Here is a 25,134-nt window from a genome sequence, read left to right on the forward strand (position 1 = left end):
GCCGATTCAGCGGATGAATTCGTACTCCGCCGACTGGAACTTCCGGGTCTCGAGCCAGTACTGCCAGGTCATGCCGCTCCACAGCGTGCGGTTCACGCCGTGCTCGTCCATGTACCAGCTGTGGCAACCTCCCGTGCTCCACACGGTGCCGGCCAGGTCCTGCTGCAAGTCGGCGTTGTAGTCGTCCTGCGCGCGCCGGCTCGGCATCAGCGCGGCGGCGCCCGCTTTGTCCGCCGCGGCGATGGCCTGCGCGGCGTAGCGGATCTGCGACTCGATCATGAACACCACCGAGTTGTGCCCCAGCGCCGTGTTCGGCCCCAGCAGGAAGAACAGGTTCGGCATGTTCGCCACGGTGACGCCGCGGTGCGCAGCCATGCCCTCGCGATTCCAGCGGTCGACCAGGTCCTCTCCCCCGAGGCCCTTGATGTCGACGTAGGTGTACGAGTCGGTGACGTGAAAACCGGTGCACCACACCACCACATCGACCGGATGCTCGACGCCGTCGCGGGTGACGATGCCGTTGGCCGTCATCCGCTCGATGCCCTCGGTGAACACCTGCGTCTTGGGGTTGGCGATGCCGCGATAGTAGGTGTCGGAGTTCAGGATTCGCTTACAGCCCGCCACATAGTTCGGCGTGAGCTTGCGACGCAGTTCACGGTCTTTGACGCTGCGGTTGATGTTCCATTTGCCCAGCAGCTCACCGATTTTGAGCAGTCGCGGCTGTTTGGTCATCGCGAAGCCGACGCCTTCGTGAATCCAGTAGATGCCGGCGCGCATCAACGCGCGAGCACCGGGCACCCGGCGGAAGGTGTCTTTCATCCACTCCGGGAAAGCGTTGTTGGGCCGAGGCATGACCCAGGCCGGGGTGCGCTGGTACAGGTGCAGCTCGGCCACCTGGTCGACGATGGCGGGCACGATCTGGATGGCACTGGCGCCGGTGCCGATCACCGCGACGCGCTTGCCGGTGATGTCGACGCTGTGGTCCCACTGCGCGGAATGGAAAGTGACACCGGCAAATTCGTCACTGCCGTCGATCTCGGGAACGGACGGGATGTGCAATCCGCCGGCTCCGGAGATGAGGAACTGCGCGATGTACTCCTGGCCGCTGCCGTCGTAGATGTGCCAGCGCCGCTCGTCTTCGTCCCAGTGCGCGCGGTCGACGTGCGTGTTGAAGCGGATGTTGCGGCGCAGCCCGTGCTTGTCGGTGACGCCCTTGAGGTAGTCGAAGATCTCGGGCTGGAACGACCACATGTGCGTCCAGTCCGCCTTCGGCTCGAAGGAGAACGAGTACATGTGCGACGGGATGTCACACGCGCAACCCGGGTAGGTGTTGTCGCGCCAGGTGCCGCCGACCTCGCCCGCCTTCTCCAGGATCAGGAAGTCGCGCTCGCCGAAGCCCTGCTTCCGCAGCGCGATGCCCATGCCCAACCCGGAAAAGCCGGACCCGATGATCACCGCCCGCGTCACGATTGGCACGGCGGCGACATCAATATCGGCAGACTGCTCGGAGACCGTCATGAACCTGCTCTTTCCTGGGAACGGCGGTACCGGATACTTCACAGTCTCCGGTCAGGCCGCCGAGGTGTCAACGCACGCGGTGGCGCAGGAGTGCCGTCAGCCGACGGATTCTTCGCGGCGCACCGCGTCGTGCACCGGCAGGTCGAGGTCGAACCGGATGCCGAGCAGCCTGGCGGTGCCGTTGATGGCACCGATCATGATCGTGGTCATGTGCGCGACGAACTGGTCGCGGGGCAGCCGGCGCGGTGTGTCGTCACTGCCGCCGAGCCACCAGTCGGTCGCCGAGGCGGCCGCCCCGAAGAGCGTGAACGCGGCCAGCTCGAAGATCGCCGAGTCCAGGTCCATGTCCTTGAGCTCGCCGCTGATCATGGCGGCGATGGCCAGGGTGATGTCGCGGCCCCGGTTGACGGTCGTCATCGCGGCGGCGGACTGGTCGGCGAACCGGCCCTGCAGCAGGAAGCGCACCACGTTGGGGTGCTGGTCCACCAGGTCGACGTAGTGCTCGACGGCGCGACCGATGATCTGCCCCGTCGAATCGTGCTCGATGTCGATGGACGGAATGACGGCCGCCCACAACATGTCCCGCATCCGCTCGCCGATCTGCGAGAACATGTCGGACTTGTCGGCGAAGTGCCGGTAGATCTTGGGTTTGGCGGTACCGGCCTCTTCGGCGATCTCCCGCACGCTCACGTTCGGACCGAGGCGGTCGATCGCGCGGAACGCGGCGTCGACGATCTCCTCGCGGACCTTCAGCCGATGTTCGCGCCAGCGTTCGCTGCGCGCATCGACTTTCTCGGGCGCACCCTTGGGCGGAGTGACCTTCACCTGCACGGTGACCGAGGGAACGTTCACGCCCGGCACACCAGGTACTTTCACCCCGGCCTGGATGCCGGTACGTGGAAGAGATGGCCTGCGCACCCCGCCACTGTACCGGGCCAGGCAATTCTGACCTGCTCAGACCGCCCGGCGCGGCGAACGTCACATGCGCCGGCGCGTTGTCGCACCCAGGCGGCCGACAGGCTTCGCGCGTAGCATCGGCCTCAGGCCTCGCCCGAAAGTACCGGCCTGACAGGGACTGATCACATGGTGCAGCGGTACGACGTCGTCGTTGCCGGCGGAGGTCCGGCGGGATCGGCCGCTGCCTGGCAAGCCGCGCAGACCGGCGCGAGTGTGGTCGTGCTCGACAAAGCCACGTTCCCGCGCGACAAGCCGTGCGGTGACGGCCTGACCGCCCGCGGGGTCAGCTACCTGCAGAAGATGGGCCTGGCGAAACAGGTCGCCGAGTTCCACCAGATCAATCGGGTCACGGTGTTCAGCCCACACCGGTGGGAGCTGTCGTTCCCCCGCCGCCCTGGCATGCCCGACCACGGCTGCACCGTCAGCCGTACCCATTTGGACGCCCTGCTGCTCGGCCACGCCGCCGCCGCGGGCGCGGAAGTACGCGAGGACACCGAGGTGTCGGGCATCGAGTGCAATGACAGCGGCCGGGTCACCGGTGTGGTCCTCAAAGACGGCGAGACCGTGCACGGCGACGCCGTCATCGCGGCCGACGGTGCGTACTCGCCGATCAAACGGGCGCTGCATGTCGAGTCGGATTACCAGGGCTATTCGGCGATCGCGATACGCGCCGAGATGCCGGCCGACCGTCCCGACTCCGATGCCCTGGAGATCTATCTCAAGCTCGTCTTCGATGGCGACCAGTTACCCGGCTACGGCTGGGTTTTCCCAATGGGCAACGGCACCTTCAATATTGGGCTCGGCTACGTCAACAGCTACCGGAACTGGCAGGCCATCAACGCGACCCGGTTCCTCGGTGACTTTCTGCAGACACTGCCGCGCGACTGGGATCTGCCGTCGATCGACGCGTTGAAGAAGAACAAGAGCGTGCGGGCTTGGCGGTTGCCGATGGGGTTCACCACGTGGCCGCCGTGGCGGCCCGGGGTCTTGTTCGCCGGCGACGCGTTGGGCGCGGGTAAACCCGCCTCCGGTGCCGGCATCTCCAAGGCGCTCGAATCCGGTTTGGCCGCAGGCGAATGCGCCATCGCTGCGCTCATGAACGGTAGTCCCGACGACTTCACCAACTACCAGCAGCGCATCGAATCCGCGTGGGGCCGCGAATATCGGCGCGGCCGCTTCTTCCACAAGCTGGCCGGTATCCCGATGGTGGCCGGCGCCGGGCGCAGAGCAGTCGACAGCCGCGCCTTCCGCGATCTGTTGCTCAAGTCGCTGTACAAGAAGGCCGAGGGGCCGGCGCATACCTGAAAGTCACGCGGCCGGCCTGGCTCCCTTACGTGACGGCGCGTGATCGGCCTTCACACTCGCGGGCGCGTCGGATTTGGTTGTGGCCCCGGCGGAATCGCGACGACGGCCGTCGGCTTTGGCGGCCGGAGGCGCAGCGTCGGTGTCCCGACCGGGGTCAGCGGATTGCTCGCGCTGTTCGCGGGGCGCCCGGGCGGGCTCGAGGGAGTCTGCCGTTGGTCTCCGCAATTGTCGAGACTTTGATGGCTTCGACTGCGTGGTGACGGCTGCCTGCGGCGCAGCCTGCGACTTCGCGGGCGACGTTGGCGTTGCTGTCGCCCGAAGTGAGCTGCCGCCCGTAGGCAGCGCCGGTGGGGCCGCCGTCGATGAGGCGGCGACCGCCGAGGCAGTGCTCGGCGCCGTTGCCGCCGACGGCTTCTGACCCCCGACGACCTGCAACAGTTTGGCGACCGGACGGGTGATATTCGTCAGTGCCGCAGTCAGATTCACCACCGACTGCCGAATGGCCTTGGCCAGCGGTGAGGTATCGACCGGCCGCGCCGGATGGTCCGTGGTGGGTGTCGTCGGTTCGGTGGCGTCGACGGTCGGTTGCGGCAGTGTTGGCTTGAAGCTGCCGGTGCGCAGAATGTCCAGTGACTGCTGGAGTGCTCCAGGCAGCGCCTTGATGGCGGCACTGAAGTTGGCCTGTGGTGTCGTCCAGCTGAACTCCTTGACCTGGCTGGGGTCCGCAGTCCTGTCATAGGCGCTTTCGATGAACACGCGAAGTACGGGGTCCATGGCGTCGACGAGACGCTGCGCCCCGATCACGGACGCGACAAGGCGCAGCGGCGCGAGCAGCGGCAGGCGTTGTGGGAAGGTCACGTAGGTCGTGTTGCCCACGGTGGTGGTGACCGTGTTGGAACTGCTCTTCGGTTCCAGCGCATAACCCGGGAGGACATGTTCGAACAGGATGCCCACGAGGGCGTTGGCGATGGCCAGTGGATTGAAATAGGCCGGGAAGTCGGCGAATCCGTCGTACTGATTTTGGTAGACGGTGGTCTGGAACGGGCTGTCCGACGGCCCGGGCCGTCCGAGCGGAAACAGATCCCCAAGGATCGGCACGTGATTCCACGTGGTGAAGCGCGACAGGATGCCGCCGTTCGGCTGGTACGGATCGCCGATGAGGCTGAATGCGTAGTCTCCGGCGTGCGCAACATAGTCCGGGTTCTTGGCCATATCGGCGCGCGCGATCTCGGCGACCTCGGCCCCTTGGGACATGCCGAGAATCGTTATCTTCTGACCGGGTGCCTGTTTGGCGATGTCCTGCTCGAGATATCCGGCACCGATGCGTTCGGACTGCTTGAGAGAGTGCGGCCAGTAGGGAATGTCCGACAGACCCGGCAGCTCGGAGACGATCGGCCACTCGAGGTTGATCTGTCCGGGGTACGGCACGACGTGGAACGAATCTCCTTGCGGGACAGACGTTCCGTAGAAGAACAACGGAATGCTCAACCCGAACGGGTCGAAGGATCCACCGACTCCGATCGTGGTGTCCACGAGCCGTATCGCCGCCTGCGACACGATCGGAGCTCCCGGCGATGACACACCGACCACCGTTGCCGCGGCAATACCGACCGCGACACCCCTCACCAAAACCGTGGCCGTCCAGTGCTGCTGTTGCGTTGAGTCAACCCCCATAGCCGCAGGACACTATTGCAATCACCCAGTCCAAACAAGGCTCCTTTTTAAAAACAAGGAGTCTTGCTCAAAACCGCCCGCGATCGGTGCGCGGAAGGTATGACGGGACAGCGATCAGCGCAATGAGGCGGCGATACCGGCCCTGACCACTGCCATGAAGCCGGTCAGATTGCCGATCAGGGTGTCGATGCTCGGGTGCGAATCACCATCGGCTTCGCGGTCGTGCAGCCAGTCGGCCACCGCCTCGAACAGGCCGCCGACGGTCAGGACGGCCAGCGCATGGAAGTCGACAGCGGCGCGGCCGGCACTCTCCGGGAACTCGCGACGTCGCCAAAGCTCTTCGAGAAACGTTGCAGTCCAACGTCTATTCTCGCGGCGCTGACGCTCGACCCGTGGCGAGATGCCTGCACATTCCCCGAAAGCCACCACCGCGATCCGGGGGTCATCGACCAGGGCATGAGCGAACGCCGACAACAGCTGCTCAACCATCGCGTCATTGTCAGCGGTTGTGGTGTCGAGGATTTCGACAACGTGACGTTCGATCCGCTCGGCGATCTGACGGAGCAATTCGATGTAGCAGTCTTCTTTGCTGTCGAACGTCTCGTAGAACGCTTTGTTCCCCACGAATGCGTTCTGACATATCTGCTCGATCGAGGTGTTCGCATAGCCGTCGCGGGCGAACAGCTCGAATGCGGACGCCAACAGTTGTTCCCGACGGTGGATTCGGCGCTGCTCGGCGTCGAGACCACGTATCGTCCGCGGGCTCCGCGACGTCGCGGATCGTGGCGCGGTGGTGCTGTTGCCTGTGGCCGCCGGCGGTTTGCCCATGGCCCCGGAGTGTAGTGGCGCCGCACCAACGGCGACTACGTCGACGTCAGCGCCGGCCGCGCTGCGCCTTGCCCGGCTTGCGGGCGGCCTTGCCGGCCGCAGTTTTTCCGGCCGCGGCACGGGCAGCCTGCTTCGCGAGGGTCTTTTCCCGCGCGCTGCGTTTCGGCGCCGGCTCGGCCTGCCCCCGCGACGAGCTGGCCTTGCGGCCCCGCACGATGCCGATGAACTCCTCGACCAGCTCCGGCTGCTCCCCTTCCGGGAAGGCGAGCGCGACGGGGCAGGTGGGCGCGTCGGTGATCGGCCGGTACGTGAGGTCTTTGCGGTGATACAGCCGCGCCAGTGACTGCGGAACGATGAGCGCACCCATCCCGGCGGCGACGAGTTCTATTGCGTCCTCGGTGGTTTCGGGCCGATGATCGACCGGGTTACCGGGCGCGTCCGCCCACGCGACGACATGGTCGAGCGGGATGAGGATCGGCTCGCCGTCGAGGTCCGCGGCAGCGATGTCGTCGACGGCGGTGAGCACGTGATCGGTCGGCACCACGGCCACCGTCGCCTCCTCATAGAGCGCGATGACGGCCAGTCCGGTCGTGTCCGCCGGCAGCCGGAGCAGAGCGACGTCGATGGTCCCGGCCCGCAGTGCGTCGGCCGCATCCGCCGCGGTGACGGGGTGCAGCACCAGCGGGACCGTTGGGTGGCGATCGGCCCAGATCCGCGCCCACTTCGCGGGCGTCCCGCCGGGGACGTACCCGAGGGTCAACGAGGGCGAACTCACGGCCATCACGCTACCCAAACGTGTGTCGGGTGGTTCGCCGTCGGCGCCGATAATTGAGGCATGACCGGGTTTGGCGTCTTCACGTTCCATCTCGTCGAGATGCCTGCCACTGCGACGGTGCCGCTACTGCGACGACCGCCGCGGCCGGACCAGGTGGCGGGGCTGCACTACGCCGAGTGCCTGTCGTTGATGCGTCTCGGTGCGCCGACCGTCTCCCCCGACCGACTGCAGTTGCGGCGGCTGGCGATGTTCGCCCGCTGGGACGACGAGAGCGCGATCGACGAATTTCTGGCCGGTTCCGGCGCGCGGTTCGCCGCGGGCTGGCACGTCCGGATGACGTTCCTGCGACGCTGGTCCACGCTGGCGGCGCTCCCCGGCCTGCCGCAACAGGCCGATGTCTCCGACGACGACGAGCCCGTCGTCGCAGTCACCCTGGCCCGGATGCGATTGCCCGAGGTCCCCCGCTTCCTCACCTGGGGCAAGCCGGTCGAGCGGCTGGTCCGCGACCATCCGGAGGCCACCCTGGCACTGGCCGCGATGCGCCCGCCCCGCTCGATCTCCACCTTCTCGATCTGGAGCTCGGTTCGGGCGATGACGGACATGGTGCACGGCCGGGGTGCCGCGGCAGAGGTCCTCGACCCGGCTCGACATGCCGATGCGATGGCAGAACGGCGCCGCCGCGACTTTCACCGCGAGTTCGCGACCTACCGGTTCCGGCCGCTGTCCGAGCACGGCAGTTGGGACGGGCGTACCGGTTACGTCCCGCGGCGTTCCAGCTTGTAGTGCAGGCGGACGGCCGGCATGTTCCACATCCGCAGCACATGATCGGTGCGGAGCACCTGCTCACCGTCGACGTAGAGGTCGAACGTCTCATGCACGGGCGCGCGCCGCGCGAAATAGCGCCCGCGATCGCGCACCAGGACGTACGCCCCTTCGGCACCCCACGGGCCCGCCGGTGAGGACAGTCGCAGGCCGCCGTCCGGCAGGTGCTGCGGCTGCAGGAACACCTGAACGTTGCCCTCCTCCAACGGGAACGTCACATGCACGCTCGGCCGCTCGGCACCGGGAAGCGTTCTGCGCGAATAACATCCGCTGAACACGGTGTCACCGTTGCCGCGCAGGGTCCGAATCCAGCCGGCGGCAACCTGCGCCCCGCCACCGTCAGTGATCACCGAAACCCGGCCGTCGATGCCCCGCGCCACATCGAGGGGTCGCATCGGCAGAGCCAGTTGTTGCACGCGCTTGCCGAACACGCGCGAAATCAGCTCACCGCCCGGCCAGAACAACGGCGACCAGCTGCTCCAGACCTCCATGCGCCACCGCGCCGTGTGTGTGTAGAAATCGTGAATCATCGGGTGGACAGCCGCGGCGTCGAACCCCGGCCCGGAAAGACCCTCGAGATCGGGTTGCAGGCCGGCGTCCGGATCGCCGTCCAGCAGGGCCCCACCGCGCCGAGCTGCTTCCTCGAGCAGCCAGCTGTTCCCGCCGCCTGCGGATCCGAGCGGCGCCTGCAGCCAGGACTCGCCGCTATCAAGGTCGACGCCTCGTCCGGTCGCCCGCCAGAACTTGCGTGTCGCGAGATCCAGCGTCGAAAACTCCACCTCGCGGATCGTACGGGGTTATCCCAGCGACGTACCGATAGGCTGATGCCCATGAGCAGGCCCAACGCGCAGTCCATGAAACCCGCCACCGCGGCGAAGAAGCTGGACGTCTACTTGCCCGCGACGCCTGCGGAGTTCCAGGAGAACGCGATCACCCGCGACGAGCTCGCCGCGCTGCAGGCGGACCCGCCGCAGTGGCTCAAAGACCTCCGCAAGAACGGGCCGCACCCCAAGAACCTGGTGGCGGCCAAGCTGGGCATCTCGATCGCCGGCCTGACACGCGGTGACGTTGAGAAGGCGCTGACCACCGAGCAGATCGACGCCCTGCTCGAGGAGATGCCCGACTGGCTGGTCATCGAGCGCGAGAGCTACCAGACCGTGCTGCGCGAACAGCGGCGCATCAAGGCCCTGCACGCGGATCAGGCTCGCGAGGGCTGATTCACAGCGCCCGCCGAATGGCCAGTTTTCGCAAGCTCTTTCGTGATTTGCGTGTCCCAACCGGCCACTGGAAGCCGTGGGCGGTGGTCGCGGTCTTCGGCTGGGCCGAGTGGGTGACGTGGCGGGCTTCGCGGGAGTGGCTGTCGTCCAACGCCACTGATCCCCACCAGATCGTCGACGGCGAATACGTTCTGGTGCTGGGCAATCCGATTCCGTCGATGCTGCGGTGGCGCGTACGGATCGCGGTGCGCTCGACCGATCCTCATCGCGCCCGATTCATCTTCTCGGGCGGCGCGGTGCGCACGGAGATCGCAGAAGCGCAGATGATGGCCGACTATGCCATTGGCTCCCTGGGTGTCCCGACGGCCAACGTGGTCATCGAGGATCAGTCACGCACCACGGTCGAGAACATCATCAACTCACTACCGCTGGTGGCCGACGGCCCGGCGATCAAGATCGCGTCGGACACATTTCACGCCCGCCGTGCTCGGCAGATTCTTCACGACCAATCACCGCAACTGGCACAGCAACTGGTACGGGCCCGCGACTACATCCCGCTCGAATACGGGCCCGTGCACCTGGCGGCACTGGGCTTCGAGAAGTACAGACAGCGACGCGCACGAGCAAGGCAGGGGTTAGTCCGATGACTGACACGCCGAACCCGCCGCTGGGCATCGCCACGTTCAACGTCAACGGGGTCCGGGCGGCACGCCGTCGCGGCTTCGACGCCTGGCTCGCCGGGCGGGGGCTCGACGTGGTGGCCCTGCAGGAGTTGCGCTGCCCGCCCGAGGAGGTCGGCGCGTTCGACGGTTATCGCGCGGCAATCGACTGCGGCTCGATCCCGGGCCGCAACGGCGTCGCGATCCTGACGCGCGAGGCACCGTCGAACGTACGGACCTGGGTCTCACATCCGCCGCGCACTCGAGGCCTCGCGGCCTACGCGCACGAGGGCAGGTACCTCGAGGTCGACCTCGCGGACGCTCCACTCACGGTGGCGTGCCTCTACTTGCCGAAGGGCGGCCTGCCCGCGCACCTACAGCGGCCCGGCAATATCCGCGACGTGCCTGACGGCGGCGCCAAGTACGACCGGAAGATGCGCTTCCTCGGGGCGTTCGCGCGTGAGTTGAGCCGGAACCGCCGGGCGGCGCTCCAGGCGGGCCGCGAGTTCCTGCTGCTCGGTGACCTGAACCTGGCCCATCTTCCGCACGACGTGACCAATTGGCGGCCCGCGCAGAAGATGGAGGGCTTCCTCCCTGAGGAACGCGCCTGGCTGGACGCACAGATCGGGCCGCGCACGCTCGTCGACGTGGTCCGGACGTTGCACGGCGACCGCCCCGGGCCGCTGTCCTGGTGGAGTTGGGCCGGCGAGTCGTTCGTCAAGGACGTGGGCTGGCGGATCGATCACCACCTGGCCACGCCGCGGCTCGCGCGGACCGCCGTGTCGGTGACCGTCGACAAGGAACCCGAACCCGGCGCGCGGCTGTCCGATCACGCGCCCGTGGTCGTGCGGTACGCCTTTCCCTGAACACCGGCCGCGCGGGGCTACCGGTCGACATCGGAACATCTTCGCGCCCACGATGAGTTCTGCGCGGGTGGGCGGTCTACCTCTGTGGCGGCCCCGCGTCCGGGCGCCGCGGACCACAGGAGTTGCCCGATGCACCCCATGCTCTTCATCAACCTGCCCGTCGCCGACGTCGCGCGCTCGCGGCAGTTCTTCACCGGCCTCGGCTATTCGTTCAACGAGAACTTCAGCAGCGACAACGCCGTGACGCTGGTGCTCGGTGAGAACCAATTCGCGATGCTGACACAGCGCGACGTCTTCGACTCCTTGCATCCGGTCCAGACCGCTGACGCGTCGCAGAAGGAATGCGTTGTCTGTTTGGGCGTCGACAGCCGTGAATGCGTGGATGGGCTCGTGGACCGCGCCCTCGCCGCCGGCGGCACGGTGGGTGACACCGACGACGAGGACTTCATGTACGGCCGCAGCTACAACGATCTCGACGGCCACTCCTGGCAGATCTTCTGCATGACACCCGTGGCGGCAGGTGTGTCCGAGTAGCAACAGGCCACGGGATCTGGCTGTCGGCGCGGGCAGCACAACCCTGAGCGAAACGCGCAAAAGCCCGACTAATACGTACAAGCTCGCATTGTGATGCCGGTTACAGCGACCCTTCTGAGATTGCTCCAGCCACACCCTCAGGAGATAGCTGATGTTGGTTGCCCTCGGCCTGACCATGGTCGCCGCATTCATGGTCGTCATCATGACCAAGCGCGCCACACCCATCGTGGCCTTGATCGCGGTTCCGGTGACCTTCGGCCTGCTGGCTGGGGCGGGCACCGGGATCGGGAAGATGATCACCGACGGCATCAAGGACCTGGCGCCCACCGCCGCGATGCTGTTCTTCGCGATCGTGTTCTTCGGGATCATGATCGACGTCGGACTGTTCGATCCGGTCGTCCGCACCGTGATCCGAATGGTGGATCGCGATCCGGCGCGACTGGTGATCGGCACCGCGGTGCTGGCGGCGGTTGTCTCGCTCGACGGTGACGGTTCGACCACCTTCATCGTCACGGTGTCCGCGCTACTCCCCCTGTATCTGAAGCTGGGTGTGAGCCCGGTGGTGCTTACCGTGGTTGCCGGGTTGGCGAACGGCACCATGAACATCCTGCCGTGGGGCGGCCCGACTGCGCGCGCGGCGGCCGCACTGAAGATCTCTCCGTCCGAGGTGTTCGTCCCGATGATCCCGTCGCTGATCGCCGGCATGTTCATCGTGCTGGTCTTCGCGTGGCACCTGGGACTGATGGAGCGCAAACGGATCGGCTCGATCGTGGTTCGCGAGCGGGTCCTGGCCGGCGTCGGTGGCGGCCTGGAACCAACGGGCCGCAGCGTCGGCGACGCATTCGAGGGTGCCGCCGACGACTCGGGCGCCGTCTCCGGCGAGTTCGCCCGACCGAAACTGCTGTGGTTCAACGCGGCAATCACCGTCACGCTGCTCGCGGTGCTCACCATGGACATCCTGCCGATCCCGGTGCTGTTCATGATCGCCGCCGCGGTGGCCCTCATGGTGAACTTCCCGCAGGTGGCCGAGCAACAGGCAGCGATCACCCGGCATTCGTCGTCGATCGTGTCGGTAGTGGGCATGGTGCTCGCCGCAGCTGTGCTGACCGGAGTATTCAAGGGCACCGGCATGGTGGAGGCGGTGGCCACCTGGGTCACCGGCATCATCCCTGAGTCGATGGGTCCGCACCTCGGTGTGATCACCGGTGTGCTGTCCATCCCGTTCACGTTCCTGATGTCCAACGACGCCTTCTACTTCGGCGTGCTGCCGGTGCTCTCGGAGACCGCGAGTCACTACGGGATCAGCGCGGCCGAGATGGCGCGGGCCTCGATCACCGGGCAGCCGTTCCATATGCAAAGCCCGCTCGTCCCGGCGATCCTGCTACTGGTCGCGCTCGCCGGCGTGGGGCTGGCCGATCATCACAAGAAGGTGTTGTGGCGCGCGGCGGTGGTCTCGCTGACCATGCTGGTGGTCGGCGTCGCCCTCGGCCAGATACCGCTCTGACGCGCCGATCCGCGGCCGAGCCGTCGTCCGCGGGGATAGCCTCGACCATCATGCCGAGGATCCGATTACGCACGCAGATCCTGATCCTGCAGATGGTGATCGTGACCGCCAGCCTGGCCGCCGGTTTCGGCATCATCATCCACCGCACCGATACGCAGACCCGAACCGAATTTGCGCGCCGCGCCCAGGCCATCGCGGAGACAGTGGCCTCGGATCAGGAGGTCCGGGCCGGTGCTGCCGCCCAATCCGCGGCGCGTCGGGCCGGGCACCCCGCCTCCGCTGCCGAGTTGGCTGCCGCCCCGCTGCAGCAGCAGGCCGCGGCCATCACCGCCCGTACCGGGGTGCTGTTCGTGGTCATCGCCGACGACGCCGGCTATCGCATCGCACATCCCGACGCGACGCTGCTGGACCAGCCCCTGAGCACCGATCCGTCCGCCGTACTCGGTGGCGAGGCCGAGCTGACCGTGCAGCAGGGCACGCTCGGCGATTCGGTCCGCGCGAAGGCACCGATCCGCGGTCCGGACGGCACCGTCGTTGGCCTGGTCAGTGTCGGAGTGCCGATGGATACGGTGAATCGTGCCACCCACCGGACCCTGGTGCTCCTGATCACGTTGGTGGCGATCGCGCTGACAGTGGGGGCTATCGGCTCGGCTCTGTTGACCAGGCGGTGGCGCCGCCTCACCTTGAGCCTGGAGCCCGAGGAGATGGCCGAGCTGATCCGCGAGCAGGACGCGGTCCTGCATTCGGGCGCGGAGGGAGTCATCGCGATCGACGCGGAAGGCATCGCCCGGGTGATCAACGAGCGCGCGCGGGAGTTGCTCGGGATCACCGCCGCACCTGGGACGCCGCTGCGCGATCTGGGCCTGACCCCCCGCGTATCAGCGATCGCGGCGGAGCCGACGACGGTGCCGGTGGCCGCGGCAGTCAACGAACGTGTGGTGCTGGTGTCGTCCCGGCGGGTGCACCGCGACGGCACCGACCTGGGCACGGTGCTGACCGCCGTGGACCGCACAGACATCGAGGCGCTCACCCGGGAGCTGGACTCGGTCCAAGCGATGAGCTCAGCGTTGCGGGCACAGCGCCACGAGTCGGCGAACCGCCTGCACGTGGTGGCGGGCCTGCTACGCGACGACCGGACCGCCGAGGCGCTGAGCTACCTGGACGAGATCACCGGGCAAGCCGGCGTGGCCCCGGTACCGGGTCTGGAACGCCTCGACGAGCCGCATCTGCGGGCGTTCGTCGGCGCGAAGGCGGCCCGTGCACACGAGCGCGGCGTCGTGCTGCGGGTGGGCGAAGAGACGGCACTGGTCGGCACGCTCGCCCACCCGGTGGATACCACGACGGTGGTCGGGAACCTGCTCGACAACGCGATCGACGCGGCGGCCGATACCTCGCATGCGCAGCCTCCGGTCGTGGAGCTCGATCTGCTGCGCGACGGGCACGATCTGGTGATCGTGGTGACCGATACCGGCGCCGGGTTCACCGTCGACGACCCGTTCCTGGATGGGGTCACCACCCGACTCGACCCGACGGTGCCGGGCGGCCGCGGTATGGGCCTGACCATCGCGCGGCAAGTGGCGCGTGGGCACGGCGGGGACGTCGTCGTCGCCGCGCGCGGCGGCGGGACCGACGGCGAACCGACCACAGTGCTGGCCACGATTCCGGGAGGTGTTCTGAGCGATGACGCGTGACCTGCGAATCCTGGTGGTGGACGACGACTTTCGGGTCGCCGCGCTGCACGCCTCGGTGGTGGACTCGATGGTCGGATTGGTCACGGTCGGCTCGGCGCGGACCGTCGCGGAAGCCACGGCCATCGTGGCCCGCGCCGACGCCGCGCAGGCACCGGTGGACCTGGCGCTGGTAGATGTCTACCTACCGGACGGCTCCGGCATCGACCTGGTGCGTAGCTTGCACTGCGACGCGTTCATCCTGGGTGCCGCGGACGATGCGGCAAACATCCGGACCGGGTTCGCCGCGGGCGCCCTGCAATATCTCATCAAGCCGTTTCCGAATACGGAGTTGGCGCGGCGCCTCGCCGCCTACACGGCGTATCGACGGATCCTCGAGGGCCCACACCTGACCCAGGAGCAGGTGGACTCGGCGGCCTCGCTGCTGCGGTCCGAGCGGCCGACCGCCAAGAAGGACGATGGCGCCTCACTGACCGAGCGCCTGATCGTGGACGCGCTGCGCAAGGCGGGCGAACCATTGCTGGCGGACGAGATCGCGCAGCTGGTGGGCGTCTCCCCGGCTACCGCGCGGCGCTACCTCGCGGATCTGGTGCGGGCCGGCACCCTCACGATGGGCCTGCAGTATGGCTCCACCGGCCGACCTCGCCAGCGCTACTCCCCTGCGTGAGCAAGTGACTGGCCTTCAGCCCTGATCCCGTGAGTACCGCCACGATCGTGTCTGCGGCGTTGAGTTCGCCGGCTGCCCGTAGCCGGCGCAGCGCCGGCAAGACCTGCGCGCTGGTGGGTTCGACGAACAGGCCGGTGCGGGCGAATTCACCCACCGCAGGCAGCAATTCGTCCTCAGGGACCGCGACAGCCGTCCCACCGGTATCCCGGATCGCTTGCAGGACTTCACGATCCCGCACCGGCTTCGCGATGGCTGTGCCCTCGGCGAGGGTCGTTGACCATCGATGCTCAACAACCTCAGCCCGGCCCTGCTCGATGGCGACGACGAGCGGGCAGCAGTTCTGCGGCTGACTGACGAGGATTCGCGGCATTCGGTCTATCTCGCCGGCTCTGTACAGTTCACCAAATCCGACAGCACAGCCGAGGACCAGACTGCCGGCGCCGGCAGGAACGAGAACCGCGGTGGGAGCACGGAATCCGAGGTCCTCCCAGATCTCATAGGCGATGAGTTTGATGCCTTGCAGGAAGTACGGGTGCCAATTGTGGCTTGCGTAGAAACATGTTTCGGCCCGGCGCACGGCCTCGTCCGCCACCTCCTGCCGGGTACCCGAGACCAATTCGATGTTGGCACCGTGCAGTCGGCTCTGCACGATCTTGTTCGGCGAGGTGGCCGCGGGCACAAGGATGTGAGCTTCGATGCCCGCCGCCGCACAGTACGCGGCGACGGAAGATCCCCCGTTACCGCTCGAATCCTCGAGTGCCCGGCCGATCCCCTGCTGACGTAGGGCAGTCGTCATCACGGCAACGCCGCGATCCTTGAAACTGCCGGTGGGGTTCATCGACTCGACTTTCAGGCCGACGTCGATACCGTCGAAGGTCCGGGTGATCAACGGTGTCCGCCCCTCGCCCAGGGTCACCGGTTCGATGTGCGCCAAAGGATTTGGCAGCGCCGCGCGATAGCGCCACTGGGAGTTGACCGCGGTGTCGATCTGCTCGCGGCCGATACCCGGCAGCGCCTCGAAGACCAGCGGCCCGCCGTCATCACCACGCCATCGAGGTTGGTCAGCGGGGTAACGACGGCCGCTGCGGTCGATAATGTGCGATTCGCTCAATTCAACTCGAGTCTTCAATGCAGTGCCGGCAGGTGTCTTTCTTGATTCCCCGATTCGTGTGATAGCGCGTATGAGCACTGCGTCGGCTCGACGGCATAGGGCGCCCTTTTCGGACCGCTGACATTTTGGCACGCGTTTCCGCACTGGCACTTCGGCCAAAGTTCGGGTTTCCAGCGCCTTTTCGCTGGTCTGAAAGCTTGGCCTTGGCCTCTTCCGACATCACATGACCGAAGCTGGGGTGGTCAGCACCAAACTTCCCGTAGTTCGGATTGTCAGCACCAACGTTCGTGCCTTTACGTGAGGCCGACCACTTCGCTCGTTGCTCGGCTGAGTGCTCGCGTTGATAGAACGGGGCGTCCTCACCGAATCGGCTGGGAATCCTACGACCGGTCGACCGAATCCTCGCTGCTTCCCGCATCGCTGCGGTCCATTCGACGCCAGTCGGTCCGAGCCCGCCGTCCGCGAGGTTCAGCAGTGGATGCCCCTCCTGCCGAAGAAGGGATATCCACGCAATCTCGGCCTCGCCAAGCTCGTCGAGTCCATCTGTCCAGTCCAGGGGGTCCACGATCAAATCTTCGCGCTGCTGCTTTCGCAACCAGTCATAGAACGGCGTTTTTCTCCCGGCCCAAGCGACTTTCAGGTGCTGCCGAAGCCGCAACTGCGCGGTTTTCGTCGTGAGGCCGACATAGCGATAAACGAACTCCGACCGGAGCCTGACCCCATAGATCAGGCCTCCGGTCGGAGTTCTACCAGTCATGAAACCCGCTGTCAGCGACCAATCATCACAACATGCAACTGACGCAACCGTCCACGGCCGTGCCTTCCAGAGCCATCTGACGCAGCCGGATGTAGTACAGCGTCTTGATGCCCTTGCGCCAGGCGTAGATCTGCGCCTTGTTGACGTCGCGGGTGCTGGCGGTGTCCTTGAAGAACAGCGTCAGCGAAAGCCCTTGGTCCACATGCTGAGTGGCGGCGGCGTACGTGTCGATGATCTTCTCGTAGCCGATCTCGTACGCGTCCTGGTAGTACTCCAGGTTGTCGTTGGTGAGGTACGGCGCCGGGTAGTAGACGCGGCCGATCTTGCCTTCCTTGCGGATCTCGATCTTCGACGCGACCGGGTGGATCGAGCTGGTCGAGTGGTTGATGTACGAGATCGAGCCCGTCGGCGGAACAGCCTGCAGGTTCTGGTTGTAGATGCCGTGCGCTTGCACCGACTCCTTCAGCGAACGCCAATCGTCCTGCGTCGGAATGTGAATGCCGGCGTCGGCGAAGATCTGGCGCACCTTGTCGGTCTTCGGCTCCCACGCCTGCTCGGTGTACTTGTCGAAGAACTCACCCGAGGCGTACTTCGACTTCTCGAAACCACCGAACTTCGAACCGCGTTCGATCGCAATGCGATTCGAGGCACGCAGCGCGTGGAAGAGCACCGTGTAGAAGTAGATGTTGGTGAAGTCGATGCCCTCGTCGGAGCCGTAGTAAATCTGCTCACGAGCCAGGTAGCCGTGCAGGTTCATCTGGCCTAGGCCGATGGCGTGAGAGTCGTTGTTGCCCTGCTCGATCGACGGCACCGACCAGATGTGGGTCTGATCCGACACCGCGGTGAGCGCCCGGATCGACACCTCGATGGTCTGCGCGAAGTCCGGCGAATCCATGGCCTTCGCGATGTTCAGCGAGCCCAGGTTGCACGAGATGTCCTTGCCCACCTTGGCGTAGGACAGGTCCTCGTTGAACTCCGACGGGGTGGAGACCTGCAGGATCTCCGAGCACAGGTTGGAGTGGGTGATCTTGCCGGCGATCGGATTCGCCCGGTTCACCGTGTCCTCGTACATGATGTACGGGTAGCCCGACTCGAACTGCAGCTCGGCGAGGGTCTGGAAGAACTCGCGGGCCTTGATCTTGGTCTTCCGGATGGCACCGTTGTCGACCATCTCGTAGTACTTCTCGGTGACGTTGACGTCGGCGAACGGCACCCCGTAGACCTTCTCCACGTCGTACGGCGAGAAGAGGTACATGTCCTCGTTCTTCTTCGCCAGCTCGAACGTGATGTCCGGGATGACGACGCCCAGCGAGAGCGTCTTGATCCGGATCTTCTCGTCGGCGTTCTCGCGCTTGGTGTCGAGGAAGCGGTAGATGTCGGGGTGGTGCGCGTGCAGGTACACCGCACCCGCGCCCTGACGGGCACCGAGCTGGTTGGCGTAGGAGAACGAGTCCTCCAGCAGCTTCATGATCGGGATGACGCCCGAGGACTGGTTCTCGATGTTCTTGATCGGCGCGCCGTGCTCGCGAATGTTGCTGAGCAGCAACGCAACTCCGCCGCCGCGCTTGGACAGCTGCAGCGCCGAGTTGATGGAGCGGCCGATGGACTCCATGTTGTCCTCGATGCGCAGCAGGAAGCACGACACGGGCTCGCCGCGCTGCTTCTTGCCCGAGTTGAGGAACGTCGGGGTGGCCGGCTGGAACCGGCCGTCGATGATCTCGTCGACCAGCTTCTCGGCCAGCTCGGTGTCACCGGCGGCCAGGGTCAGGGCCACCATGACGACGCGGTCCTCGAAGCGCTCCAGGTAGCGCTTGCCGTCGAAGGTCTTCAGCGTGTAGCTGGTGTAGTACTTGAACGCGCCCAAAAACGTTGGGAAACGGAACTTCTTGGCGAAGGCCCGGTCCAGCAGCTCTTTGACGAAGTTGCGGCTGTACTGGTCGAGCACCTCGCGCTCGTAGTACTCCTTCTCGATCAGGTAATCGAGCTTCTCGTCCTGGCTGTGGAAGAACACCGTGTTCTGGTTCACGTGCTGCAGGAAGTACTCCCGCGCCGCGAGCGCATCCTTGTCGAACTGGATCTTGCCGTCCGCGTCGTACAGGTTGAGCATCGCGTTGAGAGCGTGGTAGTCGCTCTCACCGGGCAGCGCGTGCGTGGTGGCGGCTATCGGTTCTGCAGCTGTGACGGTTGGTGGCACGAGAGTTCCTTCCAGAAGTCTTCCAGACCCTCACGAACGGCAGTGACGTCGTCCGGGGTTCCCATGAGTTCAAGGCGGTAGAGGTACGGAACACCGCACTTACGGGAGACCACATTGCCCGCGTAAGCGAATTCAGCACCAAAGTTGTTGTTGCCCGCGGCAATAACGCCGCGGATCAACGACCTGTTGTTTTCATTGTTGAGAAAGGCGATGACCTGCTTCGGTACGTAGCCACCGTCGTTGACGTCCGGGGTGGCCCGCCCGCCGCCGTAGGTCGGCAGCACCAGGACGTAGGGTTCGTCGACCTCGATGCGGCCATGCAGGGGGATGCGAGTGGCCGGGATGCCCAACTTCTGGACGAAGCGGTGGGTGTTCTCCGACACGCTGGAGAAGTAGACGAGATTGCTCACTGTTCCTTCTCCTCCCCCGGTTGGTTGGTTGCTAGGCGGTGACCGCCACGGTGCTGAGCGCCTTGATCCGGTCGGGGCGGAAGCCCGACCAGTGCTCGCTGTCGGTCACCACGACCGGGGCCTGCAGGTAGCCGAGCGCCAGCACGTACTCACGGGCTTCGTCATCGATGCTGATGTCGACCTTCTCGTAAGCGATGCCCGCCTTGTCCAGCGCCTTGTAGGTGGCGTTGCACTGCACACATGCCGGCTTGGTGTACACGGTGACGGTCATCTCGGTACGACTCCTCTTCGAAGGCCTGGAAGCTGAACTGAACATGGCTGGCAACTGACGGGTTATCGCTTTCCGCTGATATCCCCATCTGGATCAGCGGCCCGGCAATCCCTGAAATTCCCGCATCGCCGGTCGTCCCGAGCCGCTCCGCCAGTACGTCCGAGAATCCCTGAGAATCCCCGCCCGACTGATTTTCCGGCCCCGGCCGACCCTCAATTCGTTGGGTCCTGTCGGTCCGTCAAACACTACACCTAGTGGGCGACAAACCGAACAGATACAAGATGTTCTGAACAACATTCGTGAAATTCCCAGGTCGTAAGGCCGATACCGAGACACTCCCTCGGCGTGTCGCACATCACACCCGGGGGCGTGTCGCGCTCCAACTACCGGTTTATCACCAGCCACCGACAAGTTGCGGCGACGCGCCGCCTGCGACACGCCGGCGTGTGACTCCAAGTTTTAGTTGTCACCTGCAAGCGCTATCTGTCACCTGAGAGCAAACAATGACCCGATGACACCGCTCGCCTCAGCTGCCACAGAGCCAACAACTGTCCCACACAGAGTAGATGTGAACAGCCACGCGCTCCAAAGGCGCCGCTAGCTAGTCGACTTCTGCTCGGGAGCAGATGCGCGCCGTGCAGTCCACAGGTTGGGCGTGACACAAATACGCGGACCCTACTCCTGGGGCGTCGTCGACTACTTCGGCCACAGGTTCGTCGCAGAGGTCAAGCATCGAGGGCGGAACTGATGCAGATCTGCACACGCGATGAGGTTTGCGAAGGTCTGTACCCCTCACACGAGGCCGTCCGCGCCGACCCGGCGCCTCTGTGAAACCGCAAAGACGCGGCAATTGCAGTGCAAAACGTACAAGAAGCCAAGCTGGCCTGGGCACTCATTGAGGCTGCCAGGCCCCACATGAACGCCGGTGAACGGAACTTCGCGTTCGTTACTCTCGGCGCTGGCGACACGTTCGCGGCTCTCAGGAGTCTCATCAATCTAGTTGCAGCCAAACGCATCCCGCTGCGCCCACAACTCACCCAGCTATGTGCAATGTGGATCGAAGGCTATGCCTTCCACGACGCGCACGAGCAGCTCCACCGCGTCATCGCAAACTTCGCGAAGCCGAATGACATTCAAGCCTCTGCCGCCACCAGGCGACTGTCGATACCACCGAAACCCCTTCCGCTGCCCGCCGTTATGCGTGGGTTCCCGTATCCGAGGCTATGACTCGGGCGTTTGGTGCACTATCTACCTGCGGATGTGCTCGCAGCACACGAGAGAGGGCTGCCAGGGCCCCGAACGCCAGCCGTTTGCGGGTTGGCATCTCATCCCGAGCCGCCACCGGCACCGGCAAGGCACGCCGCTGCAGTCGCTCGTCCGGCGATTGAGAACCACCCAGCCCAAAACTTGTCTTTGAACGACACTGCCCTAACACTGGGATCCGTGGCTGTTTTGACTCGTGGTTCGGCAATCTCGCGGGTAGACGAGCTCATCACCGAACTCGGAGGTGATGCCGACGCTCTCGTCCGGTCCCACGGCATCGATCCGCTCGCAGTCGGCGACTTCGACCGATACGTCCGCTACGAAGACGCGGCCGCGGTGCTCGGACACGCGGCCCGCGAATTCGACTGTCTCGACTTCGGATTGCGTCTTGGTGGCATGCAGAGCATCGCATCGCTGGGACCGCTGAGCGTCATCCTGCGGAATGCCGAGACAGTGGGCGAAGCGATCACGAACGTCTGTCGTTTCCTCGGAAACCTTGCACCGGCCGATACGGCGCGGCTGACCACATCGGCGGGATCGGCGATCTACTCGTACTCGACGATCGTTCACAACGACTTCAACCGGCGCCAGACGGTGGAGAAGAGCCAAGCGCTGGCCATGAACGCCATCAACGTCATGAGCGGCGACAGAGTGGTGCCGATAAAGGTCACGTTCCAGCATGAACGGCTAGCACCATTGGAGTCTTACTTCGCCGTGTTCGCTTGTCCTGTGGAGTTCAGCCAGAGCCAGAACGCTATCCACCTGTCGCCGGCACATGTCGCCCGCGCCATCGAGGCTCGGGACGAAGCCGCACTCGCACTTGCTCAGGAATACCTGGCACGGGTGCATTCCGGCGTAGCGCTGGCCGAGCACGTCCGCGACGTCACGCGGCGCTTGCTCCTGGTCGGCGAGGCGGGCCTCAGCCGGGTGGCCCGAGCGGTGTCTCTGCATCAGCGCACGCTGCAACGCGAACTTGCAGCCGAAGGCACGACCTTCGAGAAGATATTCGACGACGTTCGACGAGCCACTGCCTGGGAGCTCGCCGCAACCGGCTTGCAGGCCTCGCAACTCGCCTCGGCGCTGGGCTATGCCGAACAGAGCAGCTTCACCCGGGCCTGCCGCCGCTGGTATGGCGAATCGCCGCGCGCCCTCCTCAAACGGCGCCGCGATAGCCGCCCAGAGGACCCGGTCCTGTAGCGGTCGGCGCCCAACTGACGCCACGCGTAACCGTCGCACAAGACCCTGTCGCCAAATGGCAACTTTGTGTCGTCTCGGGACAAGTTTTAGCGCCGCCGGATTGCGACGCTGGTAAGCAGCATCACACGAAAGCTCAATTACGGGAGTTGACATGCCTAAAGCCCATGCGTTTGATTCGGGCCTCGCATTCGATCACGTCGACGTCCTCGTCGTCGGCGCAGGCCTCTCCGGAATCGGGATGGGATATACGCTCAAGCATTCACAGCCTGGCCGAACCTTCGCGATCGTCGATGGGCGCGAATCGCTCGGCGGTACGTGGGATCTATTCCGCTACCCCGGGATTCGATCGGATTCCGACATGCAGGCGTATGGCTTCGGTTTCAAGCCGTGGCGCCGTGACAACTCGATCGCCGACGCCCACGAGATCCTCGACTACCTCCGGGAAACCGTCAGCGAAAACGGTCTGCAGCGCCACATCCATCTCGGCTTCACGGTCGTTCGGGCGGATTTCTCGACACCCGAGCAACGTTGGGTGGTCACACTCGAGCGCGTCAGTGACGGAGTCCGACACGACGTGACCGCGTCGATGTTGTTCTCGGCCGCCGGCTATTACGACGCCGGCGAGGGTTTCACGCCGGACTTCGCGGGCCGTGATGATTTCGAGGGACAGATCATCCACCCGCAGCATTGGCCCGAAGACCTGGATTACTCGGGCAAGAAGGTTGTGGTCATCGGAAGTGGCGCGACCGCCGTCACTCTTCTGCCGTCGATTGCGGAGGAGGCCGAGCACGTCACAATGCTGCAGCGATCCCCGTCCTACGTGGTTCCCATCCCGCGCAAGGATCCGCTCGCGAACACTCTCCGACAAATCCTCCCCGAGAAGACGGCCTACACGATCTCCCGTGAGATCAGCATTCGGAAACAGAATCTCGTCTACAAGGGCAGCCGGAGGTTCCCTCGACAGGCTCGGGCACTCGTCCGCAAAATCACGGCCGCTGCACTCCCGGAGGGCTTCGACGTTGACACTCACTTCCATCCGGAGTACGACCCGTGGGACCAGCGCATGTGCACGGTCCCAGACGGTGACCTGTTCAAAGCGATCGCGAAGGGCCGCGCGGCGGTTGTCACCGACAAGATCGTGCGCTTCACCGAAACCGGGATCGAACTCGAATCAGGCACACGGCTCGACGCCGACATCATCGTCACCGCGACGGGTCTGAATATGGTGCCTTTCGGAAAGATCGCTTTCGCAGTGGACGGCCAACGGATCGATCTACCCGATCACGTGATCTACAAGAGCGCGATGGTGAGCGGCCTCCCGAACTTCGCGTTCACCGTCGGGTACATCAACCACTCGTGGACTCTCAAAGCAGATCTCGTCGCACAGTGGTTCTGCCGACTTCTCGACCACATGAGCGAGAACGGCTACTCCAGCGTCGTACCCGTCGTTTCGGACAGTTCGATGCCGGTCAAGCGATTCTTCGAATTCGACGCGGGCTACGTCAACCGGGCGATGCACCTGTTCCCCAAACAGGGCACCCACGGACCGTGGCAAGCTCCCCAGGACTTCAACCACGACCGGATCGTCCTCGGCAAGGACCCGATCGACGACCCCGAGCTTCGCTTCACGTGGGCCGCTTCACCGGCCGTCGATTTCGCGGACGACGCTACCGCGCAAGTCAAAGCAGCCGTCCAGTGACCAACGCACCGACCACGCATGAGACCCCCGCCCCCACAGCCAACAATGCCACTCGGCCAGGTGAGCCAACGCGATTCGCCGACGCCACCGACGGCGTCAAGCTCGCGATCTACGAGTACGGCGACAGCGGTCGGCCAACGGTGCTGTTCGTCCATGGATATCCCGACGACCACTCGGTCTGGGAACCGGTAATCGCTCTAACGGCCGGCGACTTCCACGTCGTCACATACGACGTGCGCGGTACCGGAGCATCAGGGCAACCCGCCAAGCGGGGCGGGTATGCGATGTCCCAATTGCGAAACGATCTCGCCACCGTCATCTCCCTGACCAGTCCTGACTCACCCGTTCATCTGGTCGCCCACGACTGGGGGTCGATCCAAAGCTGGGCCGCCGTAACCGATTCAGCGTTTGCCGACAAACTGGCGTCTTTCACGTCCGTCTCGGGGCCGGGTCTGGACATGGCCGGCGCGTGGTTGCGACGTGGGCACCGTCACCCGCGTAAGTTCGCACGTCAACTCGTCCACTCCTGGTACATCGTCGCGTTCCAACTCCCTTTCCTCCCCGAACTGCTGGTGCGGCGCGGTGTCATCGAGAAAACGGTCTCGCGATCCGAGAACATCGGCGTCCCGACCGATCGACAAATCCCGTCCGGACGCCGGTCACTGCGTGACGCAATCAACGGTATCGAGTTGTACCGCGCCAACTTCCGCCACCTTCTCACACCACGACCCGCTCGAGCGGTGTGTCCGGTGCAGGTTCTCGCCCCGACCGACGACGCCCATGTAACCGTTCCGCTCGGACTCGAAGCACCAAAGCCGTTCGTGGACAGCCTGTCCACGCGCGCGATTCCGGGCAACCATTGGGTGGTGGAACAGAACCCCACCCTGATCACCACCCTCGTCACCAAGTTCATCAGCACCATCGCGCAGCAGGACAAAGATTCGAGATGAGCATCAGACCCCAGCAACGTCGCACTTCGCGCCCCCAACGTGAATTTCGACCGGCCGGAGTGCTCGTTGAAGGTGAGCGTTGGTTCGTGAAGGTTTGGAAGTACCCAATGCCGACCTAACATCCGTTTCAGGAGGGCTCGGCATCGCAGGCCGTCACCTATTTGGTGAAGTCACCCGCGGCAATTCGCGCGGACGTTCTTGCGGACGCCCCGACATCACGAGGACGTATCGCAACGTTCTGATCGACGACGAACGCGACGACCACATG

23 protein-coding genes are annotated in these 25,134 nt (G+C 65.1%); 12 read left to right on the forward strand and 11 right to left on the reverse strand.

Translation table 11 applies throughout. From position 1 onward, the window contains the following. Positions 1-6: 6 nt before the first annotated feature. Both AC1U2B_RS07295 and AC1U2B_RS07300 read right to left on the reverse strand, forming a co-directional pair. On the reverse strand, positions 7-1,518 hold the full coding sequence (locus AC1U2B_RS07295; protein ID WP_480216259.1) for a flavin-containing monooxygenase: 1,512 nt from the start codon (positions 1,516-1,518) through the stop codon (positions 7-9). 96 nt (positions 1,519-1,614) lie between these two features. Then, positions 1,615-2,349, reverse strand: a complete 735-nt coding sequence (locus AC1U2B_RS07300; RefSeq protein ID WP_043985139.1) for a TetR/AcrR family transcriptional regulator — start codon at positions 2,347-2,349, stop codon at positions 1,615-1,617. A gap of 234 nt (positions 2,350-2,583) precedes the next feature. Between AC1U2B_RS07300 and AC1U2B_RS07305 the strand changes: the two genes are divergently transcribed. Then, a complete protein-coding gene (locus AC1U2B_RS07305; protein ID WP_480216595.1) occupies positions 2,584-3,780 on the forward strand; it encodes a geranylgeranyl reductase family protein in 1,197 nt (398 codons plus the stop codon). Positions 3,781-3,783: 3 nt separating this feature from the next. On the opposite strand, the gene AC1U2B_RS07310 is transcribed toward AC1U2B_RS07305, so the two are convergent. The 3 genes from AC1U2B_RS07310 to AC1U2B_RS07320 form a co-directional block, all read right to left on the reverse strand. After that, positions 3,784-5,454, reverse strand: coding sequence for a PE-PPE domain-containing protein (locus tag AC1U2B_RS07310; protein WP_480216260.1), 1,671 nt, complete (start codon positions 5,452-5,454; stop codon positions 3,784-3,786). A gap of 114 nt (positions 5,455-5,568) precedes the next feature. Beyond that, positions 5,569-6,282: a TetR/AcrR family transcriptional regulator gene (locus AC1U2B_RS07315; RefSeq protein ID WP_480216261.1), complete on the reverse strand. Its 714-nt coding sequence runs from the start codon at positions 6,280-6,282 to the stop codon at positions 5,569-5,571. Between the two features lie 46 nt (positions 6,283-6,328). After that, complete coding sequence (locus AC1U2B_RS07320) at positions 6,329-7,057, reverse strand: LysR family substrate-binding domain-containing protein (protein WP_480216262.1); 729 nt, start codon at positions 7,055-7,057, stop codon at positions 6,329-6,331. A 60-nt stretch (positions 7,058-7,117) separates the two neighbouring features. Between AC1U2B_RS07320 and AC1U2B_RS07325 the strand changes: the two genes are divergently transcribed. Continuing rightward, positions 7,118-7,840, forward strand: a complete 723-nt coding sequence (locus tag AC1U2B_RS07325; protein WP_480216263.1) for a hypothetical protein — start codon at positions 7,118-7,120, stop codon at positions 7,838-7,840. On the opposite strand, the gene AC1U2B_RS07330 is transcribed toward AC1U2B_RS07325, so the two are convergent. Next, positions 7,813-8,658, reverse strand: a complete 846-nt coding sequence (locus AC1U2B_RS07330) for a hypothetical protein (RefSeq protein ID WP_480216264.1) — start codon at positions 8,656-8,658, stop codon at positions 7,813-7,815. The two genes, AC1U2B_RS07325 and AC1U2B_RS07330, sit on opposite strands and share 28 nt — an antisense overlap. A 51-nt stretch (positions 8,659-8,709) precedes the next feature. Here AC1U2B_RS07330 and AC1U2B_RS07335 point away from each other — a divergent pair, with 51 nt between their 5' ends. From AC1U2B_RS07335 to AC1U2B_RS07365, 7 genes are all read left to right on the forward strand, one after another. Continuing rightward, entirely contained in the window at positions 8,710-9,096 is a 387-nt protein-coding gene (locus AC1U2B_RS07335) for a DUF5997 family protein (protein WP_043985142.1), read from the forward strand. A 47-nt stretch (positions 9,097-9,143) separates the two neighbouring features. Continuing rightward, positions 9,144-9,743, forward strand: a complete 600-nt coding sequence (locus AC1U2B_RS07340) for a YdcF family protein (protein ID WP_480216265.1) — start codon at positions 9,144-9,146, stop codon at positions 9,741-9,743. Further along, positions 9,740-10,621, forward strand: a complete 882-nt coding sequence (locus tag AC1U2B_RS07345; protein ID WP_480216266.1) for an exodeoxyribonuclease III — start codon at positions 9,740-9,742, stop codon at positions 10,619-10,621. Before AC1U2B_RS07340 ends, AC1U2B_RS07345 begins: the two co-directional genes overlap by 4 nt. A 129-nt stretch (positions 10,622-10,750) precedes the next feature. After that, positions 10,751-11,155: a VOC family protein gene (locus tag AC1U2B_RS07350; protein ID WP_480216267.1), complete on the forward strand. Its 405-nt coding sequence runs from the start codon at positions 10,751-10,753 to the stop codon at positions 11,153-11,155. A 151-nt stretch (positions 11,156-11,306) separates the two neighbouring features. Further along, entirely contained in the window at positions 11,307-12,659 is a 1,353-nt protein-coding gene (locus tag AC1U2B_RS07355; RefSeq protein ID WP_480216268.1) for a CitMHS family transporter, read from the forward strand. A 50-nt stretch (positions 12,660-12,709) separates the two neighbouring features. Further along, positions 12,710-14,350, forward strand: a complete 1,641-nt coding sequence (locus AC1U2B_RS07360; protein WP_480216269.1) for a sensor histidine kinase — start codon at positions 12,710-12,712, stop codon at positions 14,348-14,350. After that, on the forward strand, positions 14,340-15,014 hold the full coding sequence (locus AC1U2B_RS07365) for a response regulator (RefSeq protein WP_480216270.1): 675 nt from the start codon (positions 14,340-14,342) through the stop codon (positions 15,012-15,014). Before AC1U2B_RS07360 ends, AC1U2B_RS07365 begins: the two co-directional genes overlap by 11 nt. Here AC1U2B_RS07365 and AC1U2B_RS07370 read toward each other — a convergent pair. From AC1U2B_RS07370 to nrdH, 5 genes are read right to left on the reverse strand one after another with little or no spacing between them, the layout of a single operon-like run. After that, on the reverse strand, positions 14,953-16,125 hold the full coding sequence (locus AC1U2B_RS07370; protein WP_480216271.1) for a threonine synthase: 1,173 nt from the start codon (positions 16,123-16,125) through the stop codon (positions 14,953-14,955). The two genes, AC1U2B_RS07365 and AC1U2B_RS07370, sit on opposite strands and share 62 nt — an antisense overlap. Before the next feature lies 1 nt (position 16,126). Further along, complete coding sequence (locus AC1U2B_RS07375) at positions 16,127-16,882, reverse strand: NUMOD3 domain-containing DNA-binding protein (protein WP_480216272.1); 756 nt, start codon at positions 16,880-16,882, stop codon at positions 16,127-16,129. 25 nt (positions 16,883-16,907) lie between these two features. Then, positions 16,908-19,076, reverse strand: a complete 2,169-nt coding sequence (nrdE, locus tag AC1U2B_RS07380) for a class 1b ribonucleoside-diphosphate reductase subunit alpha (RefSeq protein WP_480216273.1) — start codon at positions 19,074-19,076, stop codon at positions 16,908-16,910. Next, entirely contained in the window at positions 19,043-19,486 is a 444-nt protein-coding gene (nrdI, locus tag AC1U2B_RS07385) for a class Ib ribonucleoside-diphosphate reductase assembly flavoprotein NrdI (RefSeq protein WP_043395140.1), read from the reverse strand. Before nrdI ends, nrdE begins: the two co-directional genes overlap by 34 nt. A gap of 31 nt (positions 19,487-19,517) precedes the next feature. After that, positions 19,518-19,757, reverse strand: coding sequence for a glutaredoxin-like protein NrdH (gene nrdH, locus AC1U2B_RS07390; protein WP_020104016.1), 240 nt, complete (start codon positions 19,755-19,757; stop codon positions 19,518-19,520). Between the two features lie 1,443 nt (positions 19,758-21,200). On the opposite strand from nrdH, the gene AC1U2B_RS07395 reads away from it, so the two are divergent. The 3 genes from AC1U2B_RS07395 (at position 21,201) to AC1U2B_RS07405 (ending at position 24,866) form a co-directional block, all read left to right on the forward strand. Next, positions 21,201-22,217, forward strand: coding sequence for an AraC family transcriptional regulator (locus tag AC1U2B_RS07395; protein WP_480216274.1), 1,017 nt, complete (start codon positions 21,201-21,203; stop codon positions 22,215-22,217). Positions 22,218-22,368: 151 nt separating this feature from the next. After that, on the forward strand, positions 22,369-23,916 hold the full coding sequence (locus AC1U2B_RS07400) for a flavin-containing monooxygenase (RefSeq protein ID WP_480216275.1): 1,548 nt from the start codon (positions 22,369-22,371) through the stop codon (positions 23,914-23,916). Continuing rightward, positions 23,913-24,866: an alpha/beta fold hydrolase gene (locus AC1U2B_RS07405; protein WP_480216276.1), complete on the forward strand. Its 954-nt coding sequence runs from the start codon at positions 23,913-23,915 to the stop codon at positions 24,864-24,866. The genes AC1U2B_RS07400 and AC1U2B_RS07405 overlap by 4 nt, the downstream gene beginning before the upstream one ends. The last annotated feature ends 268 nt before the right edge of the window (positions 24,867-25,134 follow it).

Source organism: Mycolicibacterium sp. P4_G11, assembly GCF_056555145.1.

Coding starts and splice junctions, on each gene's coding strand:
- AC1U2B_RS07295 (WP_480216259.1), bottom strand. CDS start 1,518: ATGACGGTCTCCGAGCAGTCTGCCGATATTGATGTCGCCGCCGTGCCA.
- AC1U2B_RS07310 (WP_480216260.1), bottom strand. CDS start 5,454: ATGGGGGTTGACTCAACGCAACAGCAGCACTGGACGGCCACGGTTTTG.
- AC1U2B_RS07315 (WP_480216261.1), bottom strand. CDS start 6,282: ATGGGCAAACCGCCGGCGGCCACAGGCAACAGCACCACCGCGCCACGA.
- AC1U2B_RS07325 (WP_480216263.1), top strand. CDS start 7,118: ATGACCGGGTTTGGCGTCTTCACGTTCCATCTCGTCGAGATGCCTGCC.
- AC1U2B_RS07335 (WP_043985142.1), top strand. CDS start 8,710: ATGAGCAGGCCCAACGCGCAGTCCATGAAACCCGCCACCGCGGCGAAG.
- AC1U2B_RS07345 (WP_480216266.1), top strand. CDS start 9,740: ATGACTGACACGCCGAACCCGCCGCTGGGCATCGCCACGTTCAACGTC.
- AC1U2B_RS07350 (WP_480216267.1), top strand. CDS start 10,751: ATGCACCCCATGCTCTTCATCAACCTGCCCGTCGCCGACGTCGCGCGC.
- AC1U2B_RS07355 (WP_480216268.1), top strand. CDS start 11,307: ATGTTGGTTGCCCTCGGCCTGACCATGGTCGCCGCATTCATGGTCGTC.
- AC1U2B_RS07360 (WP_480216269.1), top strand. CDS start 12,710: ATGCCGAGGATCCGATTACGCACGCAGATCCTGATCCTGCAGATGGTG.
- AC1U2B_RS07365 (WP_480216270.1), top strand. CDS start 14,340: ATGACGCGTGACCTGCGAATCCTGGTGGTGGACGACGACTTTCGGGTC.
- AC1U2B_RS07375 (WP_480216272.1), bottom strand. CDS start 16,882: ATGACTGGTAGAACTCCGACCGGAGGCCTGATCTATGGGGTCAGGCTC.
- nrdH (WP_020104016.1), bottom strand. CDS start 19,757: ATGACCGTCACCGTGTACACCAAGCCGGCATGTGTGCAGTGCAACGCC.
- AC1U2B_RS07400 (WP_480216275.1), top strand. CDS start 22,369: ATGCCTAAAGCCCATGCGTTTGATTCGGGCCTCGCATTCGATCACGTC.